This is a genomic window from Arcicella sp. GW821-FHT09D11 (assembly GCF_059416265.1).
Genome location: NZ_JBWKOV010000006.1, coordinates 87842 through 107436, shown reverse-complemented (window position 1 = coordinate 107436; position 19595 = coordinate 87842). Strand labels below are relative to the sequence as shown.

Below are 19595 nucleotides of genomic sequence, written 5' to 3'. Positions count from 1 at the left end.
AAAGCAAACTAGATTTCAGTAAGGTATTCATCTTTAAATGAAAAACCCCAACCAGCACGATCATGTGGTTTTGCCATCCCATTCTTTATTTCCAAAGGATAATCAATCAAAGGGTCAATCCAGTCGAATGATTCTGCCCCTACTCCATTTGAAATTGTACAAAGCAATGGAATATCATAGTCTTTGTAATAATGCGGTAAAACAGGAATATTATAGCTACCCGCTAATGCCGCACTATTCCGCCAAGCCTCTACTCCTCCTAATCTTAAAATATCGGGTTGCCAAATATCAATGGCATTTCTTTGTAATAGTTCGCGTAAGGGTAGCGTTGAATATTCTCTTTCGCCCATTGCTAAAGAAATACCAGCTTGGGTTCTTAATAATTTATACCCTTCAAAATCCGTATGGTCGATTGGTTCTTCAAACCACTGAATATTCAGTTCTCTGGCCGCGCGAGCTAAGGCTAAAGCATTTGGCACTGTCATTCCTTGGTTGGCATCCATCATGATATTGATGTCATTTCCAACAGCTTCTCGAACCAGTTTCAAGCGTTCTAAATCTTCTTTCCACTCGGGTTTGCCTACTTTTATTTTTACTGCCTTGAAACCACGACTTTTATAATTGCTAACCTCGTCAATTAATTCATCTGTAGTATATGAAATCCAACCCCCACTTCCATAAATAGGTACTTCACTCCTTGACGAACCTAAAACTTTCCAGATAGGCTGATTTAATATTTTACACCAAGCATCCCACATCGCAATATTAAAAGCTGCTTGTGCCCATCGATTTATACCTTCCATTCCAAAATATTCATTGGCATGGTTTAGCTTTTCGAAAACTTTTACGGTATCAAAAACCTGTTCGCCAATCAACATTTCACCGACGTCTTTTAAGGCTCCTGCTATGGCTCTAGGACTGTACTGAAAACTTAATAAATATGATTCTCCAATGATACCATTTTGCGTTTCGATTCTTAATACTAAAAAGGAGATTTCAGTCAGCGTATGTGTAGCATCAGAGATTGGTTTTGCTAATGTAGCTTTTGCAGTAAAAACTGAATATTTTTGGATTGAATACATATTAAAAGCGATTGTATAAAAAATCAAAATTAATAGTAATATACCTGTATTATATATAATATTTTCACAAGATATTGTAGGATGTTTGCATGAAAGTCAATAGCGTTTTTCAGCATTCAATAGATGTACAAATGTTTGAGATATATTAATTGAGCAGGTACCTAATCAATACCATCTTACTATTAGGGTGCGACTTAAGTGGCACCCTAATAGTAAAATTTGAACAATCGTTTTTTTATGGTTGACTCTCTAAGAGCTTCACTGGTCCTAATAAACCTGATTCATACAAGGGCTTTCCTTCTAAATATTTCATCGGCGCAGTAGTTTTAGTAGTTCTTTTATCTTCTGGTAAAAGCATATCGCCCATCAATCTATTCGCCCACGTATTCGTTATGTCAATCGTTAATTCATTGTTGCCAACTTTCAATGCTTTGCTGATATCTACTCGATAAGGTGCTGTCCAGACAATACCACAAGAAACTCCATTTACTTTTATTTCGGCGAGGTTAGCAACTTTTCCTAAATCCAGCCAAATTTGTTGGTTCTTATTTGGCAAACTATTCATCTGAAAGTTTTGATGGTAGTCGGCTGTACCTGCGTAATAACGAATTAAAGAATCAGCATTGGTTGTCCAATCACTTAATTTTTCAAATGTTTTAGTAATTTTTTTGTTCGATTTAGTATCCTCAAAATCTACGTTCCAAGCTTTATCTAGAGTTTTTATTTCTTTAAATTCTTGCCAGTTTTTAGCTTTGTCAGCTTTTGAAACATTAACAAAATAGTCTTTAAAAATCACAAAAACTGAGGCATTTGCATCCAATTTTAACCTCAAATTCGTTCTACCGTTTTCAGTTTTCCAAGCATTAGGCGAAAAAGTTTTATCATTCACAGCATCGTACAATTGAATATTTTTCCCTTTTGCTCTTAAAGAAAAATCTAATACTCTTTCCTTATTTTCTTGATTAGCAAGAAAGTACAATTCCAAATCCAGTGCTTTTTTATGCGTATAAGCAATGCCTTTGGCATAGTTTCCATGTTCATCTTTGATAATCACGTCCTGCTCAATACCGATTTTGGCTAAAGTACTAGCCTCGTAAGGACTTTTTACAACTTTCCCTTTTCCGATTGTTTTATAGAAAATTTTGTTTTCACCATCCAACATTACTTCAAAATCTCCTTCCCAACATTGTTTTGCAAAGGTTGCTACAGCATCGTTACTTTTTGTTCCGAATTCAACTATTGGTTTGTCACCAATAATCAATGTCGCTCCTTCATTTACCAACGCCAATAATTTTTGAGCCGTTTGGGCAGACATATCGTTGGCATTGGGTGTCATTTGATGCTTTTTAGGCAATACTATTACACTATAGCTAGTACCATCCCCAAATATAACTTTCCCATTGTTCACTTTAGCGGTATTTAAAAGAGCATCCTGACTAAAAGAATCATAGGCATAACCCTTTAACGCATTCACCCAGTTTTCAGGGTCAGCCATGTTAGCCGAATGTGTAACGCTTGTAGGAATTTGTCTTAAAGGTTGTCCTTCATTGGTTAATCTTTTGGCTTCTGCATCAACGACCTCTTTGCCAAATAATCCGCTTAATGTTGGTACTAGTCGGTCTGGCAAAACCGAACGTCTTGGAATGTCATCTCCTACAAAAACGGCTAAATCGGCAACTGGAACACCTATTTGTAATAACTGCTGACAGCGTTGTGCATAGTCAACCCACGCTTTTCCCATTTTCCACCAAGTTTGGTCTCTTTGAAAATATAAACCTACACCATCCAACGTCATGCCGGGTTTTCTATCCATCCAAGGATTGTGCATGAAAACATGGTATACTAATTTATTAATTCCTAATGCATAATTTCTGTCTTGCAAGGTTTTTAACATTGCAGGATGTTCATTCCATGTCATCCTTAAAGTAGTAAATGCTTCCGCTTGAATGATGGGCTTACCATAAATATGTCCCGCCGAAATGGCATCAAGCATATCGTTTGGTTTGTCGTGCGTGGGACTATTTAACCAAAATTCGCCCATTGGCACATCAACTAATTTGTAATGTGCTAATCCGTCACTCGTCATGGTTGGAGCAACACTTTCAGCAGTGAATTTCAACCCATTTGCTTTGGTTAAATCTGCCAGCGTTTTATAAAATTTATCAACCACCAATTCTGAAACCGTCTGACGAAAGTCATATAAAAACTGTTCTGAAAATTGATTATTTTCTACAGGAAGTCCTGTTACGATAGGCAAATATGGCAATATATCATACCCTCTTCTTTTTTGAAATTCTTCTATGAAAACGGATGACCAATTCTGACTTCCACATTCCCAACTATCTACATGAAAAACTTTCAAAGCCTTTTTGCTCAGTTCTGGTCCAAGCTGACGTTGAGCTTCTCCAAACCAATTATCAAACTGTAGTTTGATAGCAATCGGGTTAAATTTATCACATTCTAATCCCTTACCTGCTCCACCAGTAGCATTAGTATGTCCTGTAGAAGTATGACCAACACGCAGAATAGTCCAAGAACCGTCAGGAGCGTCCCAGACTAACCTTCCTTCTCTCGTAAGTTTATCAGTGATATTAATGATTTTATTGAATGGAACACATAGATTATCAGGCAGTTGCTCTGATGAACTTTCCTTGCTTATTCGCCATACTTCTGCGGCCTTGCCTTCGAACTGATGAATACTTGGTTCAGATGATAATTCAATACCGACAGTTTTAAAACTTGGTTTCCACTTTGCTGCATCTAAATCTTCTGAACCTGGTTCACTTCCTGTTTTTTCATATATAAAACGGAAGTATTTAGCCGTTGTTGGCACGATGGAATGAGTAATATTAGCATCTGTATCTTGCCAGCCATGTCTGGGAGATTCTAGTCTTCCAATAGACCTAAAACTCTTTCCATCATCACTAACTTCAATCAATAAACGTTGAGCTTGATAATTGTTTCCTCCCGTTTTTACAACAATAGTTCTACAAGTAAAAGGGGTTTCAAAAGCATATTGAATCCAGCATGGCTCATCGCTTTTAAAGCTTTCTTTGTTACCTTCTTTTACTAAAAACTGAGGGTTTATGTCGGGTTTGTTTGAACTTACAATGGGTACAATGTTTTTAGTAGATTGCCCTGCTCCCGTTAAAGAAGGAAACGCATATACTGCTATGTCTTTATAATAATGCTCATTGTTATTAGGTTGGGTCAACTGTATATCTATACGTTGACCGCCTTTTATATACATTTTTGAAGAAACTATTTTTTGCATAGAAAGTTCAGGTGTAATCCACGGTCCGCCTGCCAAAGCAAACCCATCACTAATGTGCATCCCCATTTCTAGGTTTAATCGAGCGACCTCATTCATGGAATGTTTTACCATGTCCCACCAAAACGGTGTTAACTGTTCCGCTACTGGGGTAAAAATGGGAGGATTTGTTGCACCTTTTATAGGCATTAAGTATGCTCCTCCTATTCCAGCCTCTTTCATGGCTTCCAAGTCTGCGGTAATACCTTCTTTAGAAACACTCGCTTGCATCCAATACCAAAAGACCCACGGTTTAGCCGCTTTAATGCTTTGTTGATTTTGAGGAATAATAGTAGCCAATCCTCCTTTAGATTGTCCCCAACCATTATATGCACTGAAATAAAAAAGCATGCTTATTAATAAAAGTCTACTGATTTTACTGATAAGTATATTCTTTTTACTCAAAAATGTATGTTTAGACTCGCTCATTTCTTAGTTTCTATAATAATTGTATCTGACTGTAAACCTTCTGCACTTGCTTTTAAAACTATCTTTCCTGCTGTTTCAGAAGCTTGGACAATGGCTAAACAAAGACCGTTAAATGCTCTTCTATAATTGGCTTTGAAAGGTTCTAAACTTGCTTGGTAACCATTATCAACTCCCACAATAGTCCCTTCTCCTTCTATGCTGAAATTCACTAAATGACTAGCTTCAGGAACTGTATTTCCATTTTCATCAACGATACTTATTTTTATGAAGGACAAATCCTTGCCATCTGCTTTTATCAATTGATGGTCTGCTGTTGCTTTTATTTTAAAAGCTTTTCCTGCTGTTTTAATTTCTTGTGTCAGTATTATTTTCCCAGCTTTTCTTGAAACCGCTTTTAATATCCCTGCTTCATAATTGACCGACCATTTTACATGGAATTCATCAGTTCCTTTTTGTTTAATCCCTAAAGATTTATCATTCAAAAATAGCTCTACTTCATCCGCTTGTGAATAATACGCCCATACATCAACGGTCTTGCCTTTTTCCCAATTCCAATGTGGTAATAAATGCAAAACGGGTTTATCAGTCCATTCACTTTGATACATATAATACACATCTTTGGGGAAGCCTGCTAAATCAATGATTCCAAAGTAGGCACTGCGAGCTGGCCAAGGATAGGGATGTGGTTCCCCTAAGTAATCAAAGCCTGTCCATACATAAGTGCCTGCGATAAAAGGAGCATTTTTTACAGCTTTCCAAGCTTCTTCGTGGGTTGTTCCCCAATACGCTGCTACATTGTCATAGGCCGAAACTGTCCAATCAGCATTTCTAGCCTGTGTTTTTACATCTCTTGATGAAAATTGAATTTTTTCCTGAGGCATTTCATAACGTCCTCGCGATTCTAAGGCAGAAGCTGTTTCTGAAGCAATAAATTTTTGATTAGGGAAATTCTTGAGAAAATCTGGATAGCCCTCATGTTTATAATTGAATCCTAATAAATCTAAAGCCCCCGATTGAAAGATAAAGTTTTTAGCGGGTTCGTTTTCTGTCAATGCAGAAGTAACAATACGAGTATTATCTAGTTTTTTCACAATTCCTGCTAATTCTCTAGTAATAGTAACCCCTGTACTATCAAACTGTTCTCTGATTTCATTGCCTATACTCCACATAAAAATAGCGGGGTGATTGCGGTCTCTTTTAATAAAATCCTCTAAATCTTTTTGATGCCAAGCATTCCAGTCAGCCGAATAATCTTTCTTTGACTTTCTTTTTTTCCACATATCAAAAGCTTCATCCATGACGATAAAGCCCATCTTATCGCATAAATCTAAAAATTCTGGTGCAGGAGGATTATGAGCAGTACGAATACCATTACAACCCATAGCTTTTAATAATTCTAGCTGACGTTCCATCGCCCTCACATTCACGGCAGCACCCAATGCCCCTAAATCATGGTGCATACAAACACCTTGAATCTTGGTGGGTTCTCCATTCAATGAAAATCCTTTTGTGGAGTCAAAACTAAAAAAGCGAATACCTAGAGGTGTTTCGCTCACATCTATTTCTTGATTATTCTGATAAACCTTCGTTACTACTTTATATAAATAAGGGGCGTTGATTGACCAAAGCTTGGGCTTAGCAATTTTCAATTGTTGAAAATATTTACCTGTACTATCTTTTATCGAAATGTTTTTCGATGTTTCGCTCGTTATCGTTTTTCCATCCGCATCAATAAGATTTGAAGTGATAGAAATTGATTGAGTTTTGTTAGTTTTATTGAGCAGATTGACTTCTATGCTTACTTCCGCTTCTTCAGCACTTATTTTAGGAGTGGTTGCAAAAACGCCCCATTGATCAATAGCAATCGGGGCAGTGATAATTATTCTTACATTTCTGTAAATCCCTGAGCCTGAATACCACCGAGAATTGGGTTGTTCAGAATTATCAACTTTTACGGCAATTACATTTTTTTCTTTCCCAAATTTCAAAAACTTAGTCAGTTCATATCGAAAACTAGCATAGCCATTTGGGCGTTTGCCTAAATAATGACCATTAATCCAAACTTCACTGTTGCGATAAACGCCATCGAATTCAATCCAAACTATTTTATGCTGTGCTGTTGACGGCATTAAAAAACTTTTACGATACCATGCTAAGCCAGTAGGCAAAGCACCGCCCTGAGTAGTAGACAAGTGTTCTGCACTAAATTGTCCTTCAATACTCCAGTCGTGAGGAAGATTCAGGACTCTCCAATGAGCATCATTAAACTGATTAGTGATAGCCTTTTCGTTATTTTCAAATGAAAATTTCCAAGACTTGTTAAAGTCAGTTATTTCTCTACTTTTTTGTTGGGAAAACCCTTCAATAGTGATTGCAATTAGTAATAATATATAAAAGAATTTCTTCATAGAAATTGATGTGGTTTAAATGCTAACAGTTACTTCACAAAAGTCTTTTTACTTTTCCCTAAATCTTTAGAAGTAGCTACTGCTATTCCTCGTTGGTCTTTTTTATTCACAGCACAGTAAAAATGGTAAACGATCCCTTTATGCTTAACGACATAAGATTTATGTGCATACAATTCATCATAAGGCTCGGAAGACTGCACCAGATTATCTCCGTTCCAATCTGTCCAATGAATCAAGTCTTTTGAAGCGGCAAAACGGTTGAAGGCGCCTTTTCTATCTTTCCAGAAAGCTCCAAAGTAAAACATCACCCAAGTATCGCCTATCTTTTGAATAACAGGGTCGCCAGTAATGCCCACAGGGTGTTGAATGATTGGTTCATTAATCATTCTCTTCCAATCAAGCATATTATCAGAGACTGCCATGCCGATGCGTTCGAACCAACGAGTTTTCACATTGTTTTTAGCAGAATCGCCATTAGCATTATAAAACATTACAAATTGGTGGCCTGTAAGTCTTTGTTTATCCTCAATAACGGTACTTTTAAATAGTTTCCTATTTTCCCACCATCTTACATCATCATCTTTTGCTGTTAAAATTGGCGTAGGTTTTCTTTTCCACTCATGTGCTGTAGTGGGGTCTTCGGTCGTAAAGGCTATTCCTGCCGATAAATCACCTGCTTCATAACCACGCGTATTTCCTCCGAAATATGACATCCAATATTTTCCATCATATTTTTTTAAGGCATAGCTCCCCTCCCATTGGGTATCTTGCAAAGCTACATACCCTGCTTTTTGGCTTCCGTCCCACTGTGTAGAATCAGTAAAGGACATGATTTTCCCTACATTTTCCCAATTCAATAAATCATTACTTTGGGCTAACCAAGTTTCATACCCTTTGCCTCCAAAAATCAAGTAGGTCATGTACCATTTCTTCCCTTTTTTAAAGACAGTTGGACAGTCCATTTTCTGGTTATTATCATCAGGCGTCATCACTAATCCATATTTATAAGGCGTTTTCACGGCTTGATAAATGACTTCCATTTCACCATCAGAAATATCGTTTTTTACTGTTTGAGCACAGGTAGTAATAGCGCATAGGACAAACAATCCTATTAGGGTATTAGTAATTTTCATTTTTTATTCTTTAAAGACTTTATTAATTCTCCACCACAAAATGATAATTTCCTGAGCCAACTTTCAAGATTGTTTTACCATTGTTAAATCCAACTTTTTCAATTCCTTTCATTGAAGTCGTTTCTTTAATGTTTGAGGTATTTTTTGATGGCACATAAATCGTAGCAGAAGCATTGGCTGGGATGCTGACCTTTAATTCAAAGGAATTATTGGTTTTATTCCATTCCGAGCGAATGATACCATAAGGGGAATCGTAATGCCCTTTGGCGAAATTAAGTCCATCAACGATTTGTGGGTTTATTTCAATACTTTTGAAAGCATGTCCATTTTCTGGTTGTTTGATGCCTAATAGTCCGCTATAGAACCATTCCATTAAATGCCCTAGCATAAAGTGATTGTTAGAAACCGAAGGCAATGCTTGCCAAGATTCTGTCAGAGCAGTAGCTCCTTTCGCTAATTGATAGCCATATCCAGGCACATCAGAGCGATTGTTCATATCAAAAATCACATCTGAACGCCCTGCATCTTCTAAAACCCTTAATACATAGCGATAACCAATATCACCAGCACTTAGGCTATTGTTCCTCGCTTTTATTTCTTGAATCATGTTTTCAACTACTGCATCCTTATCAGCAGGATCCACTAATTGCATATAAACAGCCATGGCATTAGCCGTCTGACTGCCAGTAGCATACTGCTTGGTTACCTTATTGAAGAAGGTATCATTAAAGGCTTTTCTTACTTCAATGGCTAAATTTTTATATGTTTGAGCGTCATCCGTTTTATGTAAAATAGTAGCTATTTTCTCCAGAATTGTTAAATCATAATAATAAGTAGCCGTTCCCGTAACACCCATCAGAGTAAGTTGTGATACCCCAGGAGGCTTTGGACCGAGGTCGTACCAATCACCTAACCCTTGTGATAAGATATGATTTTTTGCTTTTTTTCCTAAGTAAGTCATATAGCGTTGCATCATCGGGTAATTTTCTTCTAATGTGCTTTTTTCTCCATACCATTCATATAAATACCACGGAACAATAATACCACTACTCCCCCATTCTGGTGAATCTCTGAACATATCATTACCCCCCCATTCAAATTTTACATACTCTGGTGCAATGGCAGGAATTAGTCCTTCAGCAGTCTGAGAGTTTTTCATGTCTTCAATGCCTTTTTTCAATAAATTTTGAATATTGTAATTATATCGCACCGAACTTCCCATCAAATGAAGTTCTTCTAACCAGCCTAATTTTTCGCGATGTGGACAATCGGTAAAAACAGAAACCATATTACTCTTGATAGCCCAGTCAATCAATTTATTTGTCTTGTTGAACAATTCGCTTGAACTAGTAAAATTACCTGCTGTTTCGGCAGCATTTCTAATATGCAATCCTTTCAATTCAATGATTGTTGGCTTATTGTTAGGGTTTTCTTGTCCTTCGGGAACGCCGCCTTTTACTTCTAAGTACCTGAACCCATAATATGAAAATCGAGGTTGCCAAGTTTCAATACCATCACCTTTTAAGATATATTCATAATAATAAGGACTACCCGTAGCTTTTTGATTGGCAGAACCATCTTCCTTTATCAACTCAGCTGGAATCACACGAACGGTATCGCCCATTTTCCCTTTTACTTTTAGCTGAATAATTCCCGAAGCATTTTGGGCTAAATCGTATATCCAATTACCAGAAGGAAGTTTCTTGATACTTTTTGGTAAAAAGTTATCAAACACTTTTACAGGTTCTTGCATTTGTGAAGTAAGTTCAACATCTCCCTCTACAACCATGGCTGGTTTCCACGTTTGGTCATTAAAAGTTGGCGTATCCCATCCTTTTTGTGCTAAGTTTGCATTATAGTTTTCTCCTCCATAAATACTTGAAAAAGTAATAGGGCTAGCTGTCATTTTCCACGAATTATCACTTACAATTGTACTGGTAGAACCATCCGAATATTCTAAGGCTAAACGGCAAATCATTTTTGGGTAACCAAAAGAAACTTTCAGTTTTCTATAACGGTCTTTTACAGGAGGGATATAATAAAAACCATTTCCCAACATTACCCCTACTACATTCTCCCCTTTTTGTAGCTGTTGGGTTAAATCAAATGTTACATATTGTACTTGCTTATCATATTTAGTCCAACCTGCATCCAAGAAATGGTCTCCTACTTTTTTGCCATTCAAACTCATTTCAAAATGCCCTAAGCCAGCTATAAACATCGTTGCTTTTTTTACAGTCTTGGTTATCGCAAAGCTTTTTCTAAAAATTGGCAAAATATTACTTCCTTGAATTTTGTCTTTTTTCCCATCTGTTGGTAAAATGCTTACCAAGGTATCTGCTAGCTTTTGGTTGGTAATCCAATGAGCACCTTTCCAGTCGGCTTTGTTTAATAAGCCCATTTGCCAAAAATTAGCTTTACTCCAACTAGTAGCATGGGCTTGGTTATCCCAAATTTTCACCTTCCAGAAATAGTTTTTAGTAGCCAGCAAAGGCTTTCCTTGATAATTTACTTGAAGAGAGTTATTTGAAAATATTTTGCCAGAATCCCAAACATTACCTTGATTTTTAGCCAATGTCTCAGGGCTATCTGCCACTAAAATCTGATAGGCACTTTGTAAAACATTCCGTTGTGAAGATTGTATTTGCCAACTAAGTTTTGGAGAAGTAGTTTGAACGCCAAGAGGGTTCAAACGATACTCGCAACGTAAATTACTGATTTGCACAGTTTGAGCAATCGTATTTAATGAGAGTAAACAGCAAAATATCAACGTAATTTTTTTCATACAAAATGTATTGCTCTTCATTTAGCTATATGTGATTTTTTTGTTGACTGGCTATCTCAAAAAATAAAAGTTATGTTAATTTCTTGGAATAGTTCTGTCAGCATACAAAGTTAAGAATAGCCAAAAATACATATTTGTACCATTTTCTCAATGTATTATACAATTTTATCTTTAAAACAAAAGGCTCAATTGTACAATTTATGCATTGTAATAAAATAAGGAAACAGCAGTGAAAATATTGGTTAATTTTCGAAGGGACATAAAAATTCCGATAATCAACAGGAAGAGATGCTGTCAATTATCGGAAGCATAAAAGGTATATTCCTAATTACTTATTTTGATTTATCTAAAAACAGATTGATAGAAATTTAATCCTTCTTGTGCTAATTCGTCTGCACTATTGGCCAGAGGTCTCCAAATGGAGGCTGCTCTTGCCAATTCTTTGGAAGGAGCGCCAAAGGTTTCGAGTACGATAGCTCCTTGATAATCTATTTCTACAAGTGCTTCTTTGATACCTAACCAATCTATATGACCAGCCCCAGGGGTTCCTCGGTCGCTTTCATTGCCTTGTATATGGCAGAGTAAGTCCTTGCCAATTTTTCGAATGGCATTTGGAATATTCTTTTCTTCAATATTAGCATGAAAAGTATCCATCACAATTTGTATTGCAGGATTCGATATTTCTTTGACCAGTGAAATTACTTGGTCAACTGTATTTATCATATCGGTTTCAAAACGATTCAAGGGCTCTACTCCTACCACTATTCCATAGTCTTGGGCTACTTTTCCTACCTCTTGCAACGTTGCTACACACCATGCTCTTTCTTGTTTTTTCTGTTCATCAGCTACCAAACGGGTTTTCCCCACTGCTGAATAGACGGGCCCACCAAAAATGGGACTCTCCATAAAATGGGCAATTTTGATACAGTCAATGATGTATTTTTTCCCTTGCTTACGAAAAGCCTGCTCGGTACTCGAAATATCACGTTCTGCCCCAAAAGCACCACTGATGGTAACTTTCAAATCTATCTCTTTAACAATCTCTTTGAGTTTTACCCAATCAATGGCATCGACATCTTCTACAGCTACTTCAATGATATCATAGCCCATTTTTTTAATCGTATGAGCAATATCAAATGTTTCCGTTGAAAATGGTGAAGTCCAAACAAAAGTACTTGCTCCAAACAACATAACTAAATTATCATTTAATGGTGAAAACAGGAGAATGAAATTCACCCTCCGTTCAGTAAAAACTAATCTAATTCTCAACCTTTTGTCTGTTAAGCTTCTTCTATGTCAAAATCAGGAATCAACACTCTCTTACCTCCATTCATGGCCGACTCATGCGCACAAATTCCTGCACAAGTATAATTAGCCGCTACATCAGCATCAACCACTGAGTTTCTGTTTTCAATAATGGCTGCCACAAATTCTTGCACTAAATGTGGGTGAGAGCCTCCATGACCAGCACCTTGTAAAAAGGACACGTGATTTGGGTCGTCTATTTTCTCTCTTTTGGTAAAATGGGCAATTTCTTCAATCAATAATTCATCGGTATCTGGCACGTCAATTCTTGAAGCATTTTCTCCTCCGTCAAAAATCACATGAGATTCATCTTGCAATTGTTCCCATTCAAATGACATTTTATCGCCATATACATCATAGCTTTCACGGTATTGACGCACGACATCAAACAATGAACGGGTTGCTTCTGCAATTACATCAGAGTTTTTCAAGGTAAAAGTGGCCGTTTCAACCGCAAATGGCGAACCATAGCGTTTGGCTAAATCTTCACTTAGTCTACCAGAACCGTGACAAACTACAGATTCAGCCTTGGTATTATTAATACGCAATAAGGGCGAGATAGCATGTGTTCCATTTAACATTGGTGGAAAGCCTTTCCAATATTCTCCCCAACCTTCCATGCTCATATCTTGAATGTGCGAACCTCTTACAAATTGAATTCTGCCCAATTGTCCCGTTTCTGCTAATTTCAAACCGTATAAAAATTCACGTGTATACAAAGCTGTTTCCATCATCATATACACCTTTTTCGCTTTCCGTTTTGCTTCAACGATTGCCTTGCAATCTTCAACAGTCATCGCCATCGGAATAGTACAAGCTGTATGTTTGTTGGCATTCAAGGAAGCGAGCGTCATGTGAGCGTGTTCTGGCACAGGTGTTACAATATGAATCGCATCTACATCATCTCTTTTAGGGACATCTTCAAAGTTTTCAAAACATAAGTTTCTATCCAAGTTGAATTTAGTCGCCAATTCATCTAATGTTTTTGGATTTCTAGTACAAATTCCAACGGCTTTGATATTTGGATGGCTCTGATAAATAGGGATAAACTCTTTACCAAAACCCATTCCTACAATAACCACAGTGATTTTTTTCTGACTCATAACTGTAAATTTTTCTTTGTTCTTTGTATGTTTTAATTTATTTTTTGGCTACCCATTTAAGTGTATTTCTGAGCAGTGTTTGATAAGGCAAAATATTATGCGATTCGGCATCGTGCCCTAAAGTAAAGCCTACAATTCTCGCTTTTGGATGTTTTACGACAAACAAAAGAGGATATATTTTATCTGACCCCGCCACATTTCCTGTTGCCAATACTTCTATCCCAGGGCCATTAGTATCTAGTTGATAATGATACAATTCATCTTTCAAACTAAATTGTGGTGTGGTTTTCTTTGTTATGGGATGTTTTGGATTAACAATATTCACGTCAAACGCCCCATAACGGTCGTGCCCACGAGTACCACCACTTACCAAATTGGTATTGTAAGCAGGCCAATCTGCCCAATTGTACCAAAGTGCTGCATGACATAGCATTAATCCATGACCCGCCTCTACAAAATCAAAAATGGCTTTTCTGGTTGCTTCGTCTGCTATTGGCTGATTATTGCATAATATCAGTACATCTATTTCGGGTAAAGTGGCTAAAATCGTTTTAGGATTATCGGTATAAATAACCTTTGCTAAACCGTCCTTTTCCAACGTTTCGACATCGGCAGTTTTATACCATTTGTCAAAATCATGTGATGAACCACCGCCCACAATTAACGCCCTGATAGATTTATTTTTTTTCTTGCTATTTGGCGGAATACCCATGCTTTCACCCATGTTACATACTGAAAGTAATAGCAAAAACAGTAGGAAACGGCTATATCCGAGTTCTTGAAAAAAGTAAGACTTGTTATTTTTCATACTAAAAATACATTTATAAAAGGTTCAATTAACGCTATTTTACAATTCTCAGGATACCATTCATTCCTCGCCAATGTCCGGGAAAAGTACACACAAACGTATAGTCTCCTGCTTGCGTAGGTGCAGTGAATTCAAGGGTTACAGTTTCATCGGTATTAATTAGTTTTGTAGCGAACAATACCTCTGGCATTTTAGGGACATAATTCTTTTCAGCACCTTTAGGGTCACGAGCTAGGGCATCGGCAGCAGCTCCTACTTTATTGAGTGTTCCTGGTTTGATGATGACAAAATTGTGTTGCATTCCATCTGGATTTTCGATATTGATGGTTATCTTCTGTCCTGCTTTTACTTGAATCAATTTTTGATCAAACTGCATTACTTCTTTCTCAATTTTCAAATCAATAGTTGATGACGTAGCCACAGTTTTTGATTCTACCTTCTCAGATGAGGCTATAGCATGGTTATCGTGATGGTGTTCTATTACTTTCGGTTTTCTAAGTTCTAAAGAAATATTTTGCAGATTTCCATTTAAGTTAAAAGCTCCTTGATAGTTGCCCATCTTGGTTTCATCTTCAAAATCAAACCCTGTTCTCAAAGATGTTACTAGTGGACTTTCGAATAAGTCAACTCCTTTAATATTAGCGACTGTTTTACCATCTACTTTTATTATTGCCCCTTCATTGGCAGAAAGCTCTGCTACTAATTCAAATTTTTCTGGCAAAGGTTCGTTACTTTCTGTTTGAATTACTTTCCCATTGTTACTGTACACTAGCTTTATTTTCCCCTCTTGAATAAACAATGCGTAACCGTTGTTTTTATCACCTTGAGCCAAAATCATTCCTTGCAATTCACGATTATTGTTCGGTTTAGTGATGTTGGCTTTTATGATAATCTCTTTGCTTACCACATTTGGTGAATATTGCATCACATTTCTTCTACCCAACACATATACTTCCTTGTTAAGGGTCTCGATAATACTTTTTGTAAAAGCCGATTCTTGGATTTCAGCACTTGCATTCCTTTGGTAAGCCTTTATAAATCCATTTTCATGGGTAATGGCGGCAGCAAACAATGCTTTTGATAACCACTCGTCTTTTACATTTTTTTCATCTTTTGAGGCAGTATACAATAGCTCTCCTAGCGTTTCCGAAGCAGGGGCATCCGCAATTGCTAATAGGGCTGATTTGCGAACATTTAGATTTTGGTCTAAAAGCATTCCGCTTTTCAAGATGTTATCAAAAACTTCTTGTGACTTTGGCAAAACCTCAATCGCTGCTTTGCGAACACCCGATGCAGGATGCGACATTGCCTTGAAGGCTACCTGCAAAGCTTCTGGATGTGTACCATCTAATAAGCCTAAGCCTTGGAGCGTCCAAAGGGCGTGTACTGCTGGGCTATTTAACCCGATTTCGTCAACATTGGTTTTGTTGATGATGGCATATAACGCAGGTGCAACAGATGTATTGTTGGTTTCTACTAGTAAACGCTGAGCCGTCATTCTCCAGAACATATTATCGTTTTCTAAAGCAGCCAACAACCCTTGTATATCGTCTTTAGATAATTTTAACGGTTTTTCTTTCTTGGCATTTTTATAAACGACTCTATATATACGTCCATGATTGGTATCTCTTAATGGACTCGAAAATGCATTTCCTTTTCCATGAGGCTGACTAGTATTAGGGGGCAAAATAGTCCCTGAAGGGGCTTGCGCAGGCACAAACACATTATGTTGAATAATAAAGTTATACCAATCTGCTACCCAAACAGCACCGTCTGGTCCAACCTCTGCATGCACTGGTCCAAACCATTCATCTGAGCTTGCCATTAAATTCCAAGCGTCTTTTTCCTTAAATCCTGCTCCATCTGGCTCTATTACAGCATTGTGAATTAATCTAACCGTTGGTTCTGTCACAAAAGCAATTCTATTCCAATATTCTTTCGGGAAGTTTCTTGCCGTATATAAATGATGTCCTGAAGCGGCAGTAAACCCTCCTACTACGTCTACCTGACGTAAATTTGGCGTCATTACGTGCACATCATAATGACCATCAATTTTTTGAACAGGCTGTACTCCTCCTTGAAATGTTCGCTGATTCAACCTTGCTGGCATTGAATAATAAGCACTATGTGTATTATTGGCAGTTGAAATAAATACATTGTTTTCTTCTGAAAAACCTAAGCCCCATGTATTGTTACTCGTTGAGGATAAGTATTCAAGGTTTTTTCCATTCGGATTAAAACGATACACGCCTTGTCCAAAATTCTGTTTTTTTCCATCAACAACGCCATTGAAGCCTGAAAAGCCCAACACTCCCCAGATTTTATTATCAAACCCATATTGTAAGTTTGAAGGCCCTGCATGCGTATCATTTTTACCCCAACCCGACATGATGATTTCTTTAACATCTGCTTTATCGTCACCATTAGTATCTTTCAAGAAAACAAAATGGGGTGCCATCGAAACGATTACTCCGCCATTGGCAAAAACCATACTCGTCGGAATATTCAAATCGTCGGCAAAAACAGTGAATTTGTCAGCTTTCCCATCCCCATCGGTATCTTCACAAATTTTAATTCTGTCGTTGGCAACCCCATCACTCTCTTTGAAAGTATTAGGATAATCAACAGACTCTACAATCCATAAACGCCCTTTTTCATCCCAAGCCATGGCAATTGGGTTAATAATATCGGGTTCAGAGGCAAAAAGTTTTACATCAAAATCTACAGCTACTTGTGTCAGTTTCTGAGATTCTTCTGGAGATAATGCTTCTTGTATCTTAGGAACATTATGACGGACAGCATAATTGGAAATAGAGTCTGAATTATAAATATCTACATCTGGAATGTTTAATTTTTCAATGCGCTTTTTTACGTCGTCGCCTAATGCCCACACCACGCCGTTTCTCACTAAATCCAAAAAGCCTTTGTTGGTCCAAGTGCTATCATTATGCCCATAAGCAGTATAAAAAAACCTGCCTTTTCCTTGGTTTCTTATCCAAGTATAGGCTTCATGAGTCCCATTTTCAATTCTTTCAGTAAGGATTTTTCTATCAGGATTGATATTTTTATGTACATAGGTTTCATCCCAAGTACTAAAACTGGTAATACCTTTCATGATAGGATGTGAAGCATTCACAATAGTGGCAGAAAAGGTATCAACATCATGCGACTTGAATTGACCGCCAATGGTTTTAATATACCAATCAGAGTTTTTAAAACAACCTGCCGCAGAATGTAAAGGGATAAGACCTTTTCCTCCTTCAACAAAATTCTTTAACGCTTGTTCCTGCGACGCAGAAAGCGAATCGTGGTTTGCGTAAATAATCAATCCATCATATTTACTTAGGTTTTCGACATTCAAATCGTTTACTGTTGTGGTATACGTTAAGTTGATACCACTTTTGAAAAGTTTAATCGCAAGCCAAGGAGCATATTTACCAGAGTCGTGGTGTTTGCTATTATGCCCTAAAAATAATACTTCTGCTCGTCTTGCATCTTTTTGGTTGGAAACCTCATTGTTTACGCTTTTTCCAGACAAATTCTTATTATTGGTACAGGTTTGGAAAAACAATCCGACCAGTACCAGTAAAATACTTTTTCTCATATTTACTGAATGTTAAAATGATGGTGAGGTAATAGGTTTAAATGCTTGATTATTCTTTATCGACCAATAAAATGGGCTTATATCCTCCTTTTAATTTGAAATAAAAAATTAGGGCTATATAGCAAACCAACATTAAGATGGGAAAGAGTGCTACCGTTTTGAGAGCATCTTTTTTAGCTCCTTCTTGGGTATGTACTATTGTTTGTACTATTGCTGGATTTGCCTCTGACAGTTTATCTAAATCTAGTACTTTATAGGAACCAAATAAACCAGTTTTTTCTTTGTTCACATACGTTGAATGTATTTCTGTATGATTAACAAAAAGATTTTTATCAAATTCTTTATCTTGTACAAAACCAAGAATGACTGCTCCGATAACACCCACTCCTACTTGACCAACAGCACCTGTAAAGTTTAGTGCTAAAGCTCCACCTTTAGGGAATTGTTCAGAAACGACGCCAAGCATCGTACCCCAAAAAAAGGTTTTGCCAAGCGCGTAAATTGTGGCAGCAATAATGATAGCAAAACCCGTAGAAAGCGATAGAAATTGTAAGCCAATAGCGGCTACTAAAGCACTTACAGCCAATAATCCTAAAGGTGAAAATTTATGCACAATCGGCCCTGAATAAAACCTAAGTATTGCCATAATTAATGAAGTGTAAATCAACACCCAACCACCTTGCAAACCTACTTTTTTCATTTCTGGGGTCATTAAATCAGTTATCCAGCTATCAGTACCTAACTCGGTAGTAGCCAATGGAATCATGATTAGCAGTAATAGAATAAAGAGGGGACGTCCTAAAGTGCGGACAAAGTAACCGAAAATACTAATGAGCGTCATGATAACTGCAAGTATTGTAATCAATGACCAGCTAAATAGATTTCCTAACTGGAACGTACACAAAGAAACAATAATCAACGCTCCACCGATACCAACTTCCTCAAGCATTTCTAAATAGCTAACGCCTGCCTTAACGCGCTCATTTACTGGAAATTCCTGCTTAAAAATCAACCATGCATAAATAAGCGTTGGCAACATAATAAAGGCGATGATAATATTCCAGTTTAATTGTTGATGGAGCATAGCAATACCTAGCAACCCTGCGAATACCATCCCTGTTGGCCACCCAGCGTGCAAAATATTCAGCCATTTTGTTTTCTCTTTAGGAAACATCGTAGCCACTACAGGATTGACCACAGCTTCGGCAGCACCATTGCCTAATGCGAACAAAAGTGTCCCTACGTATAGCATCCAGTAACCATCTGCTAAAATCGTGATGATGACTGATAATGTATGGCAAACAAAAGCAAAAATCATTGATTTCTTATAGCCTATCTGGTCAATGATAAGGCTAAAAAAGACAATGCTTATGCCAAAAGGCCAGAAACTTACTCCAAAAATTTCTCCTTGTTGGGTTTTACTCAACCCGAATTGTGTTCCCCATTCTGCCATCAAAAAAGCACGAAAAACAAAGCCAAATGCCGACGCCACCAATACCATAAAACAACCCCAAAATAGATGTTGGTTTGCCTTTTGGTCTGTTGAATAATTTTCTTCTCTTTTATTGATGATTGATTCCATAGTATGTACTCAGTATAATGTAAACAGGCTCGTATTTTTTGAAAAA

The 19595-nt window shown here is 37.2% G+C and carries 10 protein-coding genes; all 10 read right to left on the bottom strand.

Features of this window, described 5'->3' with window-relative positions; genetic code table 11:
• Positions 1 to 8 precede the first annotated feature (8 nt).
• Positions 9 to 1082 carry a mandelate racemase/muconate lactonizing enzyme family protein gene (locus tag AC07N0_RS17555; RefSeq protein WP_494590222.1) on the bottom strand — a complete coding sequence of 358 codons (1074 nt, stop codon included), beginning with the start codon at positions 1080 to 1082 and terminating at the stop codon, positions 9 to 11.
• A 235-nt stretch (positions 1083 to 1317) separates the two neighbouring features.
• Entirely contained in the window at positions 1318 to 4743 is a 3426-nt protein-coding gene (locus tag AC07N0_RS17550; protein ID WP_494590221.1) for a glycosyl hydrolase, read from the bottom strand.
• A gap of 74 nt (positions 4744 to 4817) precedes the next feature.
• Positions 4818 to 7229 (bottom strand): beta-galactosidase GalB, encoded by a 2412-nt coding sequence (gene galB / locus AC07N0_RS17545; protein ID WP_494590220.1) that lies wholly within the window; start codon positions 7227 to 7229, stop codon positions 4818 to 4820.
• Between the two features lie 29 nt (positions 7230 to 7258).
• Positions 7259 to 8362, bottom strand: coding sequence for a glycosylase (locus AC07N0_RS17540; protein WP_494590219.1), 1104 nt, complete (start codon positions 8360 to 8362; stop codon positions 7259 to 7261).
• Positions 8363 to 8384: 22 nt separating this feature from the next.
• Entirely contained in the window at positions 8385 to 11147 is a 2763-nt protein-coding gene (locus AC07N0_RS17535; RefSeq protein WP_494590218.1) for a family 78 glycoside hydrolase catalytic domain, read from the bottom strand.
• Between the two features lie 342 nt (positions 11148 to 11489).
• A complete protein-coding gene (locus AC07N0_RS17530) occupies positions 11490 to 12416 on the bottom strand; it encodes a sugar phosphate isomerase/epimerase family protein (protein WP_494590217.1) in 927 nt (308 codons plus the stop codon).
• Positions 12417 to 12427: 11 nt separating this feature from the next.
• The gene (locus AC07N0_RS17525; protein WP_494590216.1) at positions 12428 to 13555 is read right to left on the bottom strand and encodes a Gfo/Idh/MocA family protein; all 1128 of its coding nucleotides are present in this window, start codon (positions 13553 to 13555) and stop codon (positions 12428 to 12430) included.
• Between the two features lie 37 nt (positions 13556 to 13592).
• Positions 13593 to 14363, bottom strand: a complete 771-nt coding sequence (locus AC07N0_RS17520; RefSeq protein ID WP_494590215.1) for a ThuA domain-containing protein — start codon at positions 14361 to 14363, stop codon at positions 13593 to 13595.
• Positions 14364 to 14397: 34 nt separating this feature from the next.
• Positions 14398 to 17967 (bottom strand): PVC-type heme-binding CxxCH protein, encoded by a 3570-nt coding sequence (locus AC07N0_RS17515; protein WP_494590214.1) that lies wholly within the window; start codon positions 17965 to 17967, stop codon positions 14398 to 14400.
• Positions 17968 to 18016: 49 nt separating this feature from the next.
• Positions 18017 to 19549, bottom strand: a complete 1533-nt coding sequence (locus tag AC07N0_RS17510; RefSeq protein ID WP_494590213.1) for an MFS transporter — start codon at positions 19547 to 19549, stop codon at positions 18017 to 18019.
• Positions 19550 to 19595: the final 46 nt, after the last annotated feature.